Annotated in this window: 15 protein-coding genes; 10 read left to right on the top strand and 5 right to left on the bottom strand. The window is 68.4% G+C overall.

The window, feature by feature from the left end:
• Positions 1-20: 20 nt before the first annotated feature.
• The gene (locus tag C454_RS05485) at positions 21-1,652 is read right to left on the bottom strand and encodes a methyl-accepting chemotaxis protein (RefSeq protein ID WP_004973492.1); all 1,632 of its coding nucleotides are present in this window, start codon (positions 1,650-1,652) and stop codon (positions 21-23) included.
• A 159-nt stretch (positions 1,653-1,811) separates the two neighbouring features.
• Here C454_RS05485 and C454_RS05490 point away from each other — a divergent pair, with 159 nt between their 5' ends.
• The 5 genes from C454_RS05490 (at position 1,812) to C454_RS05505 (ending at position 8,190) form a co-directional block, all read left to right on the top strand.
• The gene (locus C454_RS05490; protein ID WP_004973494.1) at positions 1,812-2,906 is read left to right on the top strand and encodes a M20 family metallopeptidase; all 1,095 of its coding nucleotides are present in this window, start codon (positions 1,812-1,814) and stop codon (positions 2,904-2,906) included.
• A gap of 325 nt (positions 2,907-3,231) precedes the next feature.
• Positions 3,232-4,746 (top strand): carboxypeptidase M32, encoded by a 1,515-nt coding sequence (locus C454_RS05495; protein WP_004973495.1) that lies wholly within the window; start codon positions 3,232-3,234, stop codon positions 4,744-4,746.
• Positions 4,747-4,837: 91 nt separating this feature from the next.
• Complete coding sequence (locus C454_RS21175) at positions 4,838-5,014, top strand: HVO_0416 family zinc finger protein (RefSeq protein WP_004973500.1); 177 nt, start codon at positions 4,838-4,840, stop codon at positions 5,012-5,014.
• A 158-nt stretch (positions 5,015-5,172) separates the two neighbouring features.
• On the top strand, positions 5,173-7,023 hold the full coding sequence (locus C454_RS05500) for a UvrD-helicase domain-containing protein (RefSeq protein ID WP_004973502.1): 1,851 nt from the start codon (positions 5,173-5,175) through the stop codon (positions 7,021-7,023).
• Positions 7,024-7,029: 6 nt separating this feature from the next.
• Positions 7,030-8,190, top strand: a complete 1,161-nt coding sequence (locus C454_RS05505; RefSeq protein WP_004973504.1) for a M24 family metallopeptidase — start codon at positions 7,030-7,032, stop codon at positions 8,188-8,190.
• On the opposite strand, the gene C454_RS05510 is transcribed toward C454_RS05505, so the two are convergent.
• Positions 8,191-8,433: a DUF7533 family protein gene (locus tag C454_RS05510; protein ID WP_004973507.1), complete on the bottom strand. Its 243-nt coding sequence runs from the start codon at positions 8,431-8,433 to the stop codon at positions 8,191-8,193.
• A gap of 146 nt (positions 8,434-8,579) precedes the next feature.
• On the opposite strand from C454_RS05510, the gene C454_RS05515 reads away from it, so the two are divergent.
• Positions 8,580-10,406, top strand: coding sequence for an SLC13 family permease (locus C454_RS05515; protein ID WP_004973510.1), 1,827 nt, complete (start codon positions 8,580-8,582; stop codon positions 10,404-10,406).
• 15 nt (positions 10,407-10,421) lie between these two features.
• Here C454_RS05515 and C454_RS05520 read toward each other — a convergent pair whose 3' ends face one another.
• A complete protein-coding gene (locus tag C454_RS05520; protein WP_004973511.1) occupies positions 10,422-11,171 on the bottom strand; it encodes a DUF502 domain-containing protein in 750 nt (249 codons plus the stop codon).
• Positions 11,172-11,280: 109 nt separating this feature from the next.
• Here C454_RS05520 and C454_RS05525 point away from each other — a divergent pair, with 109 nt between their 5' ends.
• On the top strand, positions 11,281-11,892 hold the full coding sequence (locus tag C454_RS05525; protein ID WP_004973513.1) for a riboflavin synthase: 612 nt from the start codon (positions 11,281-11,283) through the stop codon (positions 11,890-11,892).
• A 45-nt stretch (positions 11,893-11,937) separates the two neighbouring features.
• Here C454_RS05525 and C454_RS05530 read toward each other — a convergent pair whose 3' ends face one another.
• A complete protein-coding gene (locus C454_RS05530; protein ID WP_004973514.1) occupies positions 11,938-12,975 on the bottom strand; it encodes a PrsW family intramembrane metalloprotease in 1,038 nt (345 codons plus the stop codon).
• 162 nt (positions 12,976-13,137) lie between these two features.
• On the opposite strand from C454_RS05530, the gene C454_RS05535 reads away from it, so the two are divergent.
• The 3 genes from C454_RS05535 to C454_RS05545 are packed head-to-tail and all read left to right on the top strand — an operon-like array spanning position 13,138 to position 15,674.
• Entirely contained in the window at positions 13,138-13,512 is a 375-nt protein-coding gene (locus tag C454_RS05535) for a DUF7532 family protein (RefSeq protein ID WP_004973515.1), read from the top strand.
• On the top strand, positions 13,509-14,915 hold the full coding sequence (locus tag C454_RS05540) for a DUF402 domain-containing protein (RefSeq protein ID WP_004973518.1): 1,407 nt from the start codon (positions 13,509-13,511) through the stop codon (positions 14,913-14,915). Before C454_RS05535 ends, C454_RS05540 begins: the two co-directional genes overlap by 4 nt.
• A 54-nt stretch (positions 14,916-14,969) precedes the next feature.
• Positions 14,970-15,674, top strand: coding sequence for an HAD family hydrolase (locus C454_RS05545; protein ID WP_004973519.1), 705 nt, complete (start codon positions 14,970-14,972; stop codon positions 15,672-15,674).
• Between the two features lie 133 nt (positions 15,675-15,807).
• Here the strand turns inward: C454_RS05545 and C454_RS05550 are convergent, their stop codons facing one another.
• Complete coding sequence (locus C454_RS05550) at positions 15,808-16,140, bottom strand: NifU family protein (RefSeq protein ID WP_004058105.1); 333 nt, start codon at positions 16,138-16,140, stop codon at positions 15,808-15,810.
• Positions 16,141-16,266 lie beyond the last annotated feature (126 nt).

Here is a 16,266-nt window from a genome sequence, read left to right on the forward strand (position 1 = left end):
CCGCGGCTCTCGACTTCGGTTCAGTCGTCGCCGGGCGCGACCGCTCGCCTCCCGCCGATGACTTCGAACGACCCGACGAGGCCGTCGAGGTCGGCCGCCCGCGACGACAGCACCTCGGTCTGGTCCGCGAGGTCGCCGATGGACGCGGACTGCTCCCGTGCCGTCTCGACGACGGTCCGCGACTGGCCGGCGGTCTCCTCGGAGATGTTGGCCACGTCGTCGACGCGGGCGGCGATGTCCGCCGCCGACGTTGCCTGCTGGTCGGTCGCGGCGCTCACCTCGGCCACGCTGGCGTCGATGTCCGTCACCATGTCCACGATGCTCTCGAACTCGCCGATGGCCTCGGTGACGGTCTCCAAACTGTCGGCGACCTGCCGGTTCATCTCCCGCACGTCGGCGAGCGTCTCCTCGGAGTGGTCGGTGATGTCGGCGATGAGGCCGGACACCTCGTCGGCCGAGTCGCGGGTCTCCTCGGCGAGCGACTTGACCTCCTGGGCGACGACGCCGAAGCCGTCGCCGGCCTCGCCCGCGTGGGCGGCCTCGATGGCCGCGTTGATGGCGAGCAGGTCGGTCTGAGAGCCGACGTGGTCGATGAACGCCGCGATTTCGTCTATCTCCTCGATGCTCTCGGTGAGTTCGGCGACCGCGTCGGCGGTGCGGTCGATTCGGGCCTCCACGGTGTCCAACTCCCGCATCGCCTCGGTCGCCGCGTCCCGGCCGACCTCGCCGCGCTCGGAGGCGGTCTCGGCGGTGGTGGCGACCTCGTCCGCGGAGGCGGCTATCTCCTCGACGGTCGCCGAGAGCGTGTTGAGTTCGTCGGAGACGGTCTGGAGGTGCTCGGTCTGCGCCCCCGCGCCGTCGGAGATTTCGGTGACCGAGGCGGCGACTTCCTCGCTGGCGGCGTCGGCCCGGCGGACGTGCTCGCGGGCGGTCGAACTCATCTCCGACACCGCCTGCGCGAACGACTGCACCTCGCCGATGGTCGACGAGAGGGTGCGGACGAGGTCGTTGTAGGTCGCCGCGACCTCCTCGTATCGCTCGTCGTCGACACCCCAGTCGTCGGTGTCGATGGTGGCGGTGAGGTCGCCCGCCTGCGCCCGCGAGGTCGCCTCGGCGAACGCTTCCACGAGGTGCTGGAGGTTGCGCGTGTAGTCGGCGAGGTCGCGCTGCATCCGGTCGAGCGCGTCGCCGAACTCGCCCGGCAGGTCCTCGTCGAGCGCCGGGTCGTCGAACCGCTGGTCGGCGAGCGCGCCTGCCTGCGAGGCGACGATACAGAGGTGGTCGTGCATCGCGCCGAAGTCGTCGGCAAGGCGGGCCACCTCGTCGTTCCCGGGCACGTCCGGGGGCCGGGCCGAGAGGTCGCCCGCCGCGACGCCCGCGGCCGCCGACGAGATGGACTCGATGGGCGAGACGATGTCTTTTCGCGTGATGATAATCGTGTTGACGAACGCGAGGCCGGCACCGAACAGGAAGAGCGCCGAGAGTTCGAGTCGGAGCGCGCCGGTCGCGACCCACGGGAGCGCGGCCTGTGCGAGCGAGACCGCGAACTGGATGGCGACGGCTGCGACGACCTTTCTCTCGACCGAATCCGAGATTCCGAGCGCGTCCATGCTTCCCCAGAGCAACCGTTCGTACGTCGAGACGAGTCGCATACTCGGACGTGCGGGGAACGCACAATAAGCCGGCCCGTGCATTCTCGTATTTTGATAACGCGGGGGTGCCGAGCGGCGGCAGTCGTCCTCCGGCGCGGCGGGCAGCGCGCGGACTGCCGGACGCCACACGCTTTTGAAGCGACCCCCCGAGGGGCCGGCATGGACGAACTCCGCGACCTCACGGTGTCCCTCGTGTCGGTGCCGAGTCACGAGGACGAGACCGCCGTCGGCGACCGCATCGAATCGTGGCTCCGCGAGGAGACCGACGCCGGCGTGACCAGAGACGACGCGGGGAACGTCGTCGCCCGCGTCAACCCCGGCGTCGGCGAGTCGCTCGCGCTCGTCGGCCACCACGACGTGGTCCCGCCGGCCGACCGACAGACGGCAGACGACGGCGACTACGTGGTCGAGACCCGCGACGGCCGACTCTACGGCCGCGGCTCGGCGGACATGAAAGGGGCCGTCGCGGCCTCGATGCTCGCCTTCCGCGACGCCGCCGCCGAGGCCGATTCAGAGGTCGTCTTCGCCTCGTTCGTCGGCGAGGAAATCGGCGGGGAAGGCGTCCGCGCCGCCCTCGACGACGGCTTCGAACTCGACTACGCCGTCGTCGCCGAGGGGTCGACGAACTACACCGGCCCCGACCGGACCGACGTGGTCGTCGCCCACCGCGGCCGCCGGGCGAGCACCCTCGTCGCGTCGGGGACCGCCTGCCACGCCAGCGAACCCGAGCGCGGCGAGAACGCCGTCTACCGCGCGACCGACGCCGTGGACGTGGTCCGCGACCTCTCGGTGCCGGACGCCGAGGTCCTCGGCCACCCCGTCTCGGGGAGCATCGCCGTCACCGAAATCGACGGCGGGAGCGCGTGGAACGTCATCCCGGACCGCTGCGAGGTGACCATCGACGAGCGGACCGTCCCCGGCGGCTTCGCCGACCTCGCCCGGACGGAGGCAATCGAGGGCGTCGAGTGGGTCGTCGAACAGGACCTCCCGCCGATGGCGTGCGACGACGCCGACTTCGCCGAGCGCGTCCTCGACGCCGCCCGGTCGGTCCACGAGGCCCGCGGCGACGCAGAGCCGGAGCAGACGACGAAGCCCCACGCGACCGACGCCGGGTGGCTGGCGCAGGCCGGGACGACCTGCGTCGTCTACGGCCCCTCGGAACCCGGCGAGGCGCACACGAAAGACGAGAGCGTGTCGCTCGACGTGCTGGCGCGGTGTTACGAGACGTACCGTGACCTCGTTGAAGACTGGTGAGAGCGGTCAAATCCGCCGGCGACGACGCCTGAACACCCCACCCACGACGACTCCCGACAAACCACCGGGCGGGACTGAAAGGGGCCGCGAGCGAGGGCGAACCCCGGCGGCGTGAGCACCGCAGGCCGGAGGCCGAGGAGCGCGCGTCGCCGCGGGAGTCGTCGCTCGCGGGGGCTTTCGCGGTGGTATCGACCGCGGCCGTTACGGCGGGGGCGATTGCGGTATCCCCGAGGACGGAGCGACAAGCGACAACCGCGTATCAAAAGCCCACCACGGATAACCGGCTCCTGCGATTTAATACGCCTCCGAGACCACCATTCGTACCATGGCGCAATCCTCCGCAGAGTCCGACTCGGAGTCGGCGTACGAACAACTTCTCCAGAAGTACAAGCGAATCGCCAACGTCGAGAACGCCGGCGGCATCCTCTCGTGGGACCAGCAGGTCATGATGCCCGACGAGGGGACGCCCGCGCGCTCCCAGCAGATGTCGGCGCTGTCGGCGCTGAGCCACGAACTCCTGACCGACGACGAGTTCGGCGACCTGCTCGACGCGGCCGAGGCCGACGACCCGACCGACGAGCAGGCCGACGTGCTGCGCGAACTCCGCCGCGACTACGAGCGGGCGGCCCGCGTGCCGAACGACCTCGTCGAGAAGATTTCCGCGGCGTCGTCGGAGGCCATCCCGGCGTGGAAGCAGGCGAAGGCCGAAGACGACTTCGAGACGTTCGCGCCGCATCTGGAGAAGCACGTCGAACTGAAGCGGCAGTACGCCGAGCACATCGACCCCGACCGCGACCCCTACGAGGTGCTGTTCGAGGACTACGAGCCGTGTCTCCCCCTCGAACAGGCCGAGGAGATTCTCGCCGAGGTGCGCGAGGTGCTCGTCCCGATGATAGATGACATCCGCGAGTCCGACGTCGACCTCGCGGTGGACGCCTTCGAGGGCGAGTTCCCCGAGGACGACCAGGAGGCGCTCGTCCGCGACGCGCTCTCGACGCTCGGCTACCCGTGGGAACGCGGCCGCCTCGACACCGCCCCGCACCCGTTCTCGTCGGGGACGCAGTTCGACGCCCGCGTGACGACCCGCTACGACGAGTCCGACGTGCTCGGGTCGCTGTTCTCGACCGTCCACGAGTTCGGCCACGCGCTGTACACCCTCGGCCTGCCCGACGAGCACTACGCGACGCCGCTCGGCGAGAACCGCAACCTCTCGGTCCACGAGTCGCAGTCGCGGCTCTGGGAGAACCACGTCGGGCGCTCGCGGGCCTTCTGGCGGCACTTCCTGCCCACGCTCGAAGAGCGGTTCCCCGAGGTCGACGCGACGGTCGAGGAGGCCTACGAGGCGGCTAATCAGGTGTACGACGACAACCTCATCCGCGTCGAGGCGGACGAGCTGACCTACCACCTGCACATCGTCATCCGGTTCGAACTCGAACGCGACCTCATCGCCGGCGACCTCGCCGTCGAGGACGTGCCGGAGGCGTGGAACGACAAGTACGAGGAGTACCTCGGCATCCGGCCGGACACCGACTCCGAGGGCTGTCTGCAGGACATCCACTGGGCCTACGGGAACTTCGGCTACTTCCCGACGTACTCGCTCGGCTCCGTCATGGCCGCCCAGCTGTTTGCGGCCGCCGAGGCGGACATCGACGACCTCGACGGGAAGCTGGCCGACGGCGAGTTCGGCGACCTCCGCGAGTGGCTCCGCGAGAACATCCACCGCCACGGCCGGCGCTACGAGACCAACGACCTCGTGAAGCGGGCCACCGGCGAGGACTTCGCCGCCGACGACTTCCTCGGCTACGTCGAGTCGAAGTACGGGTCGCTGTACGACCTGTAGGCGAGACTGACAGTCCGCCGCAGTCCCCCGATTTTCGACGCTTCGGAGTCGTCGCAGGAACTAAATAGGGGTATGCCATATCATACCACGTATGGCCTCAGCACCCAGTGACGACTTGTTCGACCAGTTCTTGACCGACCGCGGTCACGAGACAGAACCGGTACGCTGGGACCGATCCTATAACAAGCTGCAGTGTCCCGACTGCGGGGCCCTGCACGACATGGGCGCGGCGACCTGCTCCGTCTGCGGGTGGGTGCCGGAGGCCTGACGCGTCCGAACTGACCAAGCCACAAGCACCTGTTCTCGACGGTTTCTCACCCGTTCGGTGAGCCGTCCGCGAACGCCCGGCGAGTTACACTACTCCGGGCGCGTTCGCCCTCGTCCGAAGCACGTCGCTTATCACCGATAAGGCCGTGAACGTCCACAATGAGCGAATCCGACGTGACCGTCACCCGGCTGTTCGGCGGCCCGGGAAGCGGGAAGACCACGGCCTTGCTCGACAAGGTCGAGGAGATTCTCGAACAAGACGGCGTCACCATCCGCGACATTCTCGTTGTCTCTTACACTCGAGCCGCGGCGGCCGAGGTCCGCGACCGGCTCGCGGAGCGTCTCGACATCAACCCGCGGTCGCTGAAGGGGAACGTCTCGACGATGCACGCGAAGGCGTACGAACTGCTGAGCCTCTCGCGGAACGACGTGGTCGGCGAGAACGACAAACAGGAGTTCTGCGAGGACTACGGCATCGAGTTCGAAGACGAGTACGGCGGCGCGGGCCGTCGGACCGCCCGCTCGACCACCATCGGGAACAAGGTCATCGCCACGAGCCAGTGGCTCCAGCGCACCCGCCGCGACGTCTCCGACTGGTACGACGTGCCGTTCCAGTGGAACGTCGAGGAGGTCCGCCTCCCGCCTGAGGTCGACCCGAACGCGCAGGAAGGAAACAAGTACACGCCGACGTGGCCCTCCGACGACGACCGCATCGACATCCCCGAGGCCATCCGCGCGTGGCGCGCCTACAAGGGCGAACACGGGTTGGTCGGATTCGCTGACATGCTCGAACGCGTCAAGCAGCGCGCGCTCGTCCCCAACGTCGACTACCTCGTCATCGACGAGTTCCAGGACATCACGACCCTCCAGTACGACGTGTACGAGGAGTGGAAGCCCCACATGCGAGGCGTCCTCATCGCCGGCGACGACGACCAGGTCGTCTACGCGTGGCAGGGCGCGGACCCGAACCTCCTCCTCGACGCCGAACGCGACAACGACGAGATTCTCCCGAACTCCTACCGGCTCCCGTCGAACGTCCTCAACGTCGTCAACCGGGAGATTCGCCACATCGACAAGCGACAGGAGAAGGACCTCAAGCCCCGCAAGGAAGGCGGCGCGGTCGAGGCCGTCGAGAGCCCGTCGATGCTCGAACTCGCCCGGAACGTCCGCTACACCGTCGAGAAAGACGAGGGCACCGTGATGGTGCTGTTCCGCGCGCGCTACCAGATGTTCCAGTTCATCGATGAGTTCCTGCCGTCGGGAATCCCCTTCTCGACGCTGACCGACCAGCGCATGTGGACCGACCGGCTCACGCAGTACGTCCGCGCGGTCGAGGCGCTGGAGGCCGAAGAGCCCGTCGACGGGCTGGAGGCCCGCCGGCTCGCCGACATGCTTCAGGACTCCGCGTTCGGCACGAACGACCGCGACGACCTCTTCGACGCCATCGACGACAGACAGGAGGAAGCCGGCGTCGACGACATCACGAACATCGAGTTCACGCCGAAGGAGATCAAGAACTTCGCGCCCTTCGCCCCCGACAGCGCGTCCGCAAGCGACATGGTGCGCAAGGTGACGAGCTTCCAGCGCAAGTCCGTCAACGCGTACTTCGGCGGCGACTACGAGGGGATGGACCCCAGCCGCGTCCGCGTCGGCACCATCCACTCCGCGAAGGGTCGCGAGGCCGACCACGTGTTCATGGCGACCGACCTGACCGAGAAGGTCGTCGAGCAGATGGCCGCCTCCGTCTCCGACGAGGAGCTCGAAGCCCGCGGCATCGAGGAGTTCACCGCGACGACGAGCCCCGTCCCGCTCATCACCGACAACGAGCGCCGCGTCTTCTACGTCGGGATGTCCCGCGCCAGAGAGCGCCTCATCGTCCTCGAAAACCTCGTCACCGGCGCGCCGACGCTCCCCATCAGCGTCCTCCTCCACAACGAGATCCGCGAGGACCCCGCACAGGAGCTCGTCGACGACGCGCAGGAACCGCCCGCGCCCGAGCCCGAGGCGTAACGTCCCGTGCGAGGGAGACCTCGCGGCGGCGACGCCATCGACGCCGCCGTCGACGAGCGAGACGCCGTCGGCTTCGTCGCCGTCCCCCGCGGCCCCGACCCGACGAGTCGCTACCTCACGGGTCGTGACTTCGACGCCGACCTCGTGTTCGTCCGCGTCGCCGGCGAGACGCATCTTCGAGTGCCCTCGACCGTCGAACCGCCGTCCCTCCCGGTCGCCTCGGTCCGCGTCGACGACAGACCGCCGGGGAAGGCCGCCGCGGCCGTCCTCGCGGAACACGCCGCTTCCGAAGGGACCGTCCTCGCGCCGCAGATGATTCCGCACGACGCCGCGCTCCACCTCGAAGCGGCGGGCTACGACCTCGCGTCGACCGCGGCGGTCGAAGACGCCCGCGCGGTGAAAGACGACGACGAGCGCGACGCCATCGAGGCCGCCCAGCGCGCGGCGACCCGCGGCGTCGGTCGCGCGGCCGCGATACTGTCGGCGGCGACGGTCGAAGCGGCCGACGACCGCGACGGCGGCCGCGTGGGTGACGACCGCGACGACGACGGCGAAGCCGTCCTCTCTTGGGACGGCGCGCCGCTGTCGACCGAGCGACTCCGCCGACAGGTGAACGCGACGCTCGCGGCCGAGGGCGTCGGTTCCGCGGGCGCGACGACGGTCCGCGCGGGAACCCGAGGCGACGGGAACGAACCGGTCGAACTCCGGCCGGGCGAACCGGTAGTCGTCTCGGTCGGCCCGCGCGGGCCGACGGGCTACCGCGGCGCGCTGGCCCGCACGTTCGTCGTCGACCCCGACGGCGGGTGGGAGCGCCGGGCGCACGTCGCCTGCGACGCCGCCAGAAAGGTCAGTCTGGTCGAGGCCGACCCCGGCGACGACGCCGGCTTCCTCGGGAGCGAACTCCGCGCGGAGACCGCCGCGTTCGGCTTCTCGATGGCCGACAAGGTGACGAGAGACGTGGGCGGCGGAATCGGCCTCGCGGCCCGCGAGGACCCGCCGCTCGGCGGCGATAGAGAACTCGTCGCCGGCAACGTCCTTCGGGTTCGGTCCGCGGTCACGCACCCGGACCACGGGCGAGTCGAGCTGACCGACGTGCTGGTCGTCGGCGAAGACGGGCCGCGACTGCTCGGCGACGCGCCGACCGGTCTCGACCCGAGTCGCTGGTAGTTACTCCTCTTCGTCCGGCTCTTTCGCCACGCCGCCGATGACTTTCTCGGCCGCGAGCGAGGGGATGTCCTGCGGCATGGTGAGGAACTTCGGGAGCGCGACCATCAGCACCGCGAGAAGGAGCATCGCGCCGCCGAAGACGGTCTGGCCGTCGGCGAGGAGCGTGAGTCCGAAGCCGCCGACGGGGATGGCGAAGATGAGAGTCGCCGCGAGACCGACCATCTCCAAGATTCCGAGTCGCATCGCCCGAGGGTACTCCGCGGGCGACTAAAAGCGTCGCGACCGGCGATGAACGGGGGCGTTCTCGCTCGTGGAGAACCGAACGACCCGTCGCCGCGGCCGACAGTCTCGCGGGGTAGGATTAAGCCGCCTCCGAATCGACTGCCCGCATGGTCGCCATCACGTCCGGGATGCTCGTCGTCTTCGGTCTCGTCGTCGTCACGATGGCGCTTTTCGTGACGGAGGCGGCCCCGCCGGACGTGACGGCAATCGGCGTCATCGTCGCGCTCGTCGTGCTCGAACCGTGGACCGGGGTCGACCTCCAGACGGGGCTGTCGGGGTTTTCGAGCGCCGCGACCATCACCATCCTCTCGATGTACGCCCTCAGCGAGGGGATTCGACAGACCGGCGCGATTCGCGTCCTCGGCGACGCGGTCGCGTCCTTTACGAACGGAAGCGAGAACCGACTGCTCGGCGCGGTCGTCGGCCTCACCGGTCCCATCGCGGGCGTCGTGAACAACACGCCGGTCGTGGCGGTGTTCATCCCGATGGTTTCGGACCTCGCCGACCAGGCGAACGTCTCGCCGTCGAAGCTCCTCATCCCGCTTTCCTACGCCTCGATGCTCGGCGGCACGCTCACGCTCGTCGGGACGGCGACGAACCTCGTCGCCAGCGAGGCCTACGCCGAGGCGACCGGGTTGCCGCCGTTTTCGATGTTCACGTTCACCCCCCTCGGCGCGGTGGTGTTCGTCGTCGGCGCGGGCTACCTGCTGACGGTCGCGCCGCGGCTCCTGCCCGAGCGAATCGAGCCCGGGAACCGAACCGGCAACTACGGCGTCGAGCCGTTTCTCGCCCGCGTGCTCGTCCCCGCGCGGTCGCCGCTCGTCGGCATCCCGGCGGGCGAGGTTTCCGACGACACCTACCGCGACCTCAACGTCGACATCCTCGACGTGCTCCGCGGCGGCGAGCACTTCATCGCCGCCGACTCCGACCGCGAGGTCGAGTCGCGGGACATCCTGACCATCCGGGGCGACCCGGCGACGATTCGGCGCTTCTGCGACCTCGCGGACCTGCGGTTCCTCCCGCGCGCGTCGGTCACCGACGCCGAACTCGACCTTCCCGACCGCGTGGCGCTCGTCGAACTCGTCGTCCCCCGCGAGTCAGGACTCGTCGGCGAGACCATCGGCGGGGCGCGACTCCGCGAGCGGTACGACGCGACCGTGCTCGCGGTCCGGCGGCGCGGCGGCGACCTCATCCGCGAGCACTTCCGAGACGTGGACCTCCAGGTCGGCGACTCGCTGCTCCTCCAGACGACGAACGAGACGGCGCGGTACCTCCGCGACAGCGGCGATTTCGTCGTGACGAGCGAGGTCGCCGACGAGTTCATCGAGGACAACGGCGAGCTGTCGCCCACGGCGCTCCGCGCGTTCGCCGTCATCGCGGCGGTCATCGGACTGGCCGCCCTCGGCGTCGTCCCCATCGCCATCGCCGCGCTCGGCGGGGTCGCCGCGATGGTCTCGCTCGGCTGTCTGTCGGCGAGCGACGCCTACGACGCGGTGAGCTGGAACGTCATCTTCCTGCTCGCGGGCGTCATCCCGCTCGGTCGGGCGCTCCAACTGACCGGCGGCGTCGCGCTGCTCTCGGAGTTCGTCGGCGTCGCCGCGACCTACCTGCCCGTCGTCGTCGTGGTCGCCGCGTTCTACCTGCTCACGGGGCTGTTGGCGAACGTCATCACGCCGGTCGCCAGCGTCGTCCTCCTGTTGCCGGTCGCCATCGACACCGCGTTCGGCCTCGGTGCCGACCCCTTCGGCTTCGCCATCGCGGTCACCTTCGGCGGGAGCACGGCGTTCATGACGCCTATCGGCTACCAGACGAACCTGATGGTGTACGGTCCCGGCGGCTACCGCTTTACCGACTACCTCCGCGTCGGCGCGCCGCTCCAACTGTTACTCACGGTCGTCACGACTGCCGGAATCGTCCTCATCTGGGGACTGTGAGGCCGCCGCGGCGACTCACTCGGCTCGCTTTTGGGTCTCGCCCGCGTTCCGTCGCTGCTCAGACTCCGACCGGACACCGTCGCGGACGCCGTCGCCGTTCGACGGGTCGTAGGCCGCCGGTCCCGAGGGGAGCGTCTCGGGGTCGTCGACGCTCAGGCCCGTGGTGACGAGCAGTCTGAGACCCCGGCGGACCGGCATGTCGAGTTCGCGAATCTCGTCGGGCGAGACCATGATGAGCGCCCCGGCGGTCGGGTTCGGGCTGTGCGGGACGAACACGGTGAAGAGTTCGTCGTCGGACACCGCCGAGACCGACGGGGGAGCCTCGTTGGTGACGAAGCCGATGGAGAACAGCCCCTCGCGCGGGTACTCGACCAACACCACGCGGTCGTAGCCGGCGGTCGGTTCCGTGAGCGATTCGGAGACCTGCCGGACGCCGAAGTAGATGGTGCGGACGAGCGGGAGGAGCCGGACGCCGCGCTCGAAGCTCCCGAAGAGCCGCTGGCCGAGGCTCATCGACGCGAGGTAGCCGAGAAGCGAGACGGCCACCGCGATGATGAGCGCCGACAACACCTGCGAGATGAAGACGATGTCGCCGGAGTAGTTGAGCGCCTCGGCGAGGAATGGCGACACCTGACGGACGACCGGACGGAGCGCGGCGGTGATTCGATTGAACGCGAACTGGAGGACGAACACGGTCACGGCCAGCGGGGTGACGAGAATGAGACCGGTGACGAAACTGCTCCGCAGTCGGGCCAGAACGTCCATACCGACTCTCCGGACGACGGGCGTAAAATTGTATGGGCGAGAGTGTCACAGAAACGTGATAGAGAACGGAAACGATAGGCATTAACTTCACCCGTCCGAAGCCGCGGGTATGTTCACGGGAATCGTGGAGGGGCCGGGCGAAATCGTCGACGTGGCCGACACCGACGGCGGTCGCCGCCTCCGCATCCGCACCGACCTCGCGTTCGACGACCTCCACCACGGCCAGTCAATCGCGGTCTCGGGCGTCTGTCTGACCGTCGAGGCGTTCGGCGACGACTGGTTCGAGGTGTTCCTCGCGGCGGAGACCGTCGAGAAGACCTACCTCGGCGACGCGGTCGAGGGCGACCGCGTCAACCTCGAACGCGCCCTCGCGGCCGACGACCGCTTCGACGGCCACATCGTCCAGGGCCACGTCGACGGCACGACGACGGTCGCGAACGTCGAGCGCGTCGGCGACGACTGGTTCTTCGAGTTCGACCTCCCAGAGTCGCTGGCGAAGTACGTCGTCCAGAAGGGCTCGGTGTGTCTCGACGGCATCAGCCTCACCGTGGCCGACCGCCGCGAGGGCTCCTTCGCCGTGGCCATCATCCCGACGACCTACGACCTGACGACGCTCTCGGAAAAGGAGGTCGGCGACCCGATTCACGTCGAGGTCGACGTGGTGGCGAAGTACGTCGAGTCGATGCTCGACGGTTACGCCGAGCGGTTGGTCGCCGAGTAGGGCGACCGGTTCTTTCGTTTCGTACGTTCCCGCGCCGTCGCCGGCTCAGTCCTCGAACTCCGTCTGCTCCGACGCGAACGACGCCGCGCTCGGTCCGGGCGCGTGAGCGCTGTGGTAGGCCTGACTGTAGCTGCGGAGCTTCCCGATGAGGTAGAGCCCGAAGATGCCGTCGTAGATGATGACGTAGACGAGGAAGGCCGCGAGACCACCGATGCCGGTTATCCCCGCGATGACGGACGAGCCGAGGCCGACCGTCGAGTTGTACGTCGCGTGGACGAGCGCCGCGAGGATGAGGCCCTTGATGACGATGGGCCCGGCGTTCTCCTTGTTGAACTTGGCGAGGCCGAGGTAGTAGCCGGCGATGGCCGAGTAGATGACGTGGCCCGGACCGGCGAGCGCTCGGACCGCGGTAATCGTCCCGCCGGCGGCGATGATGCCGACGCCGCCGGACCCGACGTCGAGTCCCGACGAGGTGAGGTTCCGAGTGATGTACAGGGCGTTTTCGATGGTGGCGAAGCCGAGACCGGCCATCGCGCCGTAGACCGCGCCGTCGATGACGGCGTTGAAACTGTCGTGGGAGTAGGCGTACAGCCTGACCGCGAGGAGCTTGACGGTCTCTTCGACCGGACCGACCACGAGGAAGTAGAACACGATACTGCCGAGGAAGCCGATAGACAGCTGGAACTCGGCCGCGATAGTCTGACCGACGTTGCTCAGAAGCGAGTTGAGAATCGCGGCGAACGTGGCCGTGAGGACGCCGAGGAGGAACGTCACCACGAGCATCGACAGCGGCTCGTTTTGGGTCACGTCGGAGTAGTAGACGTAGCCCGCGAGCGCGAGCGCCGGAAGCGCCGAAAGCAGGGTGAGCGCGCCGACCTGCGGGTCGGTGAGCGCCGAGAGGCCGCCGATACCGACGAGGATGAGCAACGCGGCGAGGACGACCACCGCGCGGGTCGACGCGACCAGCACCCGGTAGAGCGCGACCGCGAGCCCGTCAACCGAGGTTCGTTCCTCCCACGTGGCGATGTCGTAGAGGTCGTCCGAGCCGTCGGACGCCTGCTCGACTGGGTCCTGCTGGTCCATCACGTGGCATAAAGGGTATCGCATCTGGTAATAGCTTCGGCCACGGCACCCCGCGGCCGACCGGCTGAACGGTCAATAGTCGGCTGGCCGGCGACCGTTCGTCCGGCCCAGCGACCGACTGCCGACCGTACGACGTTAATGCCTCCGCTCCGAAGGGCGGGTATGCACTTCGACCCCCGCGAACAGGCGGCGCTCCGCGAGGTCGGCCTCGACACCGACGACCTCCGGGCCGCGTCGGACCTCGTGAGCGACGCAGTCGAATCGGACGCAGACGCCATCGCCGCGTTCTTCGGCGACGGCGGGACGGTCTACTCGGACATGGAGATGGCCCACAGCGCGAGTGACGTGCAGGAACACGCCGTCGACCACGTCGACCTCTACACCCACGGCGCGGACCTCCGCGGCTACCTCAAGTTCGACTCGTGGGGCGTCCCCATCGAGGGCGGCCGCGTGCTCAGCGAGGAGAGAATCGAACTGACGCTCGGCCCGACGGTCGACGCTCGCGTCACCTTCGCCCGCGACCCCGACGAGCTATGAGGGTCCGCGTCCGCGGCATCTACGCCACCGCGCTCACGGGCGTCTTCCTCGACGACGGCCACGACGTGGTGCAGGCGTCCGGCCCGATTCGGGAGCGCTTCGACGCCGAGTTCGACTCGTCGGACCACGACGTGTCGGTCGAGACGACGCGGAACCGACAGGGCGTCGGCGCGACCGGCGCGCCCGAGGCGGTCGCAACGGCCACAGAGCGACTCACCGAACTCGGCATCGACACCTTCGCGTGGGACGACCCCGCGCCGACCGGCGCGGTGTTCGACACCCGCGTGACCGACACCCTCGGCGGCGGCGCGGTCTGCGACCTCGGCGAGGCCGAGGGCTACCTCTCGTACGGCGACTTCGACGGGCACGTGGAAGTCGGCGACGAGGTCCGCGTGCAGGTCGCCGAGTCGGCCCCGCCGTGGGACTCCCGCCGCGCCGAACTGACCGGCGACGTCCGCGCCGTCGCGGGGCTGGCGACGCTCGACCCCGATTCGGAGGGCGTCCGCGTCGACACCCGCGACGAGGCCGCAGCCCGCGAACTGGCGGGAATGACGGACCTCCTCGGCGGCGACCCGCCCGAGGGCTGGGGAATCCGCTGGCACCGCGACGCCGTCGACGCCGACATGAGCGCCCTGAACGACGCGCTCGACCGGGCGGCCGAGGTGGCCGCGGAACTCGATGGCGCGCTCTCCGAACCCGTCGACGCCCCGCGGGCGGTCGCGGCTCCCACCGCGACGACGTGGGTCTGGTTCGGCCGCGAGACCCGGTTCGAACTCGACGCCCAGCGCCGGGCCGTCGAGACGACGATGCCCGGCCACCACCGGACGAAGGCCGCCTCGCCGAAGGCCTCCGCCGGCGTCGACCTCGCGGAGTCGCTCTGCGAGTCGGTCGGCGACGGCGAGTTCCCCTTCGACGTGGTGACCGCGCAGTTCGGCCCGCTGGAAGGCGACGACGTGGAAATCGGCCACGGGAAGCCGGACGGTCGGCTCATCACGCTCGGCTCCGGCGAGGTGACGGACCGCGACCCCGAGGGAACGGTGGAACTCCGGCGCGGCATGACCGGCGGCGGCACCTACGACGCCCTCGGCGTCGACCGCGAGTCCGGCGACGTGGCGGTCACGAAGTTCCGCGAGGGGCGCTGGTGGTACCCGACGGTGTACCGCGACTCCGACGGCGGTGTCAAGGGCACCTACGTCAACATCTGCACGCCCGTCGAGTGCTTCCCCGACCAGATTCGATATATCGACCTCCACGTTGACGTGGTGAAACACGCCGACGGGACGGTCGAGCGGGTCGACGACGACGAACTCGACGAAGCCGTCGAGGCCGGCCACATCTCCGAGGAGTTGGCCGAAAAAGCGCGGTCGGTGGCGTCGAGTCTGGAGTCGGCGCTGTCGGGGTAGCCGCGTCAGTCAGTACGAAGAGATTTCCTCGGGTGGATGAAACCACTCCCAAGAATGGTCGAAGCAGTCGCATTCGACTTGGGCGGGACGTTGTTTCACGGAGAGGACGACGTCTCGAAAGCGAAATCAGTGCTGTACGAGCGTTTGTGTGAGCGAGGATACGAACTCGACTCATCGAAGTTCGAGTCGATTTTGCGAGAAGCGAGTGTGCGGTTCGCGGCGCAGTACCACGGAGACTATCGCCGGTTCCACTTCGGGGCGTTCTCGGAGGTGTTTTTCGACGTATGGGGCGTAGACACAACAGCGGAAGAGCGAGCATCCTTCGATCGATTGTTCTGGCAGACGCGGCTGAGACACCAATCTCTCGACGAACATGCCGAGTCCGTCCTTCGATTCTGTCGCCGTCAGGACCTCGTCACAGGAGTCATCACGAACGGAAACCGGATGATGACTGAAACTCGCCTCGAAACCGCCGGCATCGCAGATGAATTTGACGTCGTACTGTGTTCGACCGGCGTCCAAGCCGAGAAATCGACCGTCGAACCGTTCGAAATCTTCTTAGATGAAACCGGACTCGACGGGACAGACTGTGTGATGGTCGGAGACCGAATAGACGAGGACACCTGGGCGGCGGAAGTCGGTATGACGACGGTCTATCTCTCGGGAGGTTCAGCGGAATCACGCGGACCCGAACGCGAGCCCGACTACACAATCGACAGCCTCGACGAGTTACCGCGGGTCGTCACCGAACTGCTGTAGGACTGCATCTACCAGACAGTAGTTACCGAACCGAGGAACCGACCGAACCGAACGAAGTGAGGTTCGGCCTTTTTTCCTCCAGGTTTTTACGGTGAGTGGGTCGCAAAGCGACCCCGAGCCGTAAAAAAGTGGGCTAGAAGTGACCCGGTCCCTCGTCGCCGTACTGCAGTTCGCCGCCGCGGCCGCCCTCGACGGTGCTGCTGCCGTGGTCGCCGGAACTGGGGACCTTGACCTGCACGTCGGTAATCTCGTCGAACGTCATGATGAGGTCCGACTGGATGTTCTGGGCGGTGATGTTCGAGATGCCGCACCCGGCGCACGCGCCCCCGAGTTCGACGACGACTTCCCCCGATTCCGCATCGGCCTTGCGCACGACGCTGTTGCCGCCGTGCATCTGGATGATGGGCATCTGGCCGACCATCCACGTCTCGACGCGCTCTTTGAGGCTCTCCGACTCGTCGCTCATACCCCGACGCTTCGAACCCCACGGATTAGAATGAAACGGTTCTCCCAACGCGCCGGCCGGCGAGAGAAAGGCTGTCTCGGTCGTTCGTGATAGATTCGGCGGGGGAACCACGGAAGCCGGGAAACC

Origin of the sequence: Haloferax gibbonsii ATCC 33959 (assembly GCF_000336775.1) — an archaeon.
In the GTDB taxonomy this organism is placed as follows: domain Archaea; phylum Halobacteriota; class Halobacteria; order Halobacteriales; family Haloferacaceae; genus Haloferax; species Haloferax gibbonsii.

What these genes read in the sequence shown, in the direction of transcription:
- C454_RS05495 (WP_004973495.1), top strand. Translation starts at nt 3,232, where the DNA reads ATGGCGCAATCCTCCGCAGAGTCCGACTCGGAGTCGGCGTACGAACAA.
- C454_RS05545 (WP_004973519.1), top strand. Translation starts at nt 14,970, where the DNA reads ATGGTCGAAGCAGTCGCATTCGACTTGGGCGGGACGTTGTTTCACGGA.
- C454_RS05550 (WP_004058105.1), bottom strand. Translation starts at nt 16,140, where the DNA reads ATGAGCGACGAGTCGGAGAGCCTCAAAGAGCGCGTCGAGACGTGGATG.
- C454_RS05525 (WP_004973513.1), top strand. Translation starts at nt 11,281, where the DNA reads ATGTTCACGGGAATCGTGGAGGGGCCGGGCGAAATCGTCGACGTGGCC.
- C454_RS05500 (WP_004973502.1), top strand. Translation starts at nt 5,173, where the DNA reads ATGAGCGAATCCGACGTGACCGTCACCCGGCTGTTCGGCGGCCCGGGA.
- C454_RS05490 (WP_004973494.1), top strand. Translation starts at nt 1,812, where the DNA reads ATGGACGAACTCCGCGACCTCACGGTGTCCCTCGTGTCGGTGCCGAGT.
- C454_RS05535 (WP_004973515.1), top strand. Translation starts at nt 13,138, where the DNA reads ATGCACTTCGACCCCCGCGAACAGGCGGCGCTCCGCGAGGTCGGCCTC.
- C454_RS05485 (WP_004973492.1), bottom strand. Translation starts at nt 1,652, where the DNA reads ATGCGACTCGTCTCGACGTACGAACGGTTGCTCTGGGGAAGCATGGAC.
- C454_RS05530 (WP_004973514.1), bottom strand. Translation starts at nt 12,975, where the DNA reads ATGGACCAGCAGGACCCAGTCGAGCAGGCGTCCGACGGCTCGGACGAC.
- C454_RS05520 (WP_004973511.1), bottom strand. Translation starts at nt 11,171, where the DNA reads ATGGACGTTCTGGCCCGACTGCGGAGCAGTTTCGTCACCGGTCTCATT.
- C454_RS05515 (WP_004973510.1), top strand. Translation starts at nt 8,580, where the DNA reads ATGGTCGCCATCACGTCCGGGATGCTCGTCGTCTTCGGTCTCGTCGTC.
- C454_RS05540 (WP_004973518.1), top strand. Translation starts at nt 13,509, where the DNA reads ATGAGGGTCCGCGTCCGCGGCATCTACGCCACCGCGCTCACGGGCGTC.
- C454_RS05510 (WP_004973507.1), bottom strand. Translation starts at nt 8,433, where the DNA reads ATGCGACTCGGAATCTTGGAGATGGTCGGTCTCGCGGCGACTCTCATC.
- C454_RS21175 (WP_004973500.1), top strand. Translation starts at nt 4,838, where the DNA reads ATGGCCTCAGCACCCAGTGACGACTTGTTCGACCAGTTCTTGACCGAC.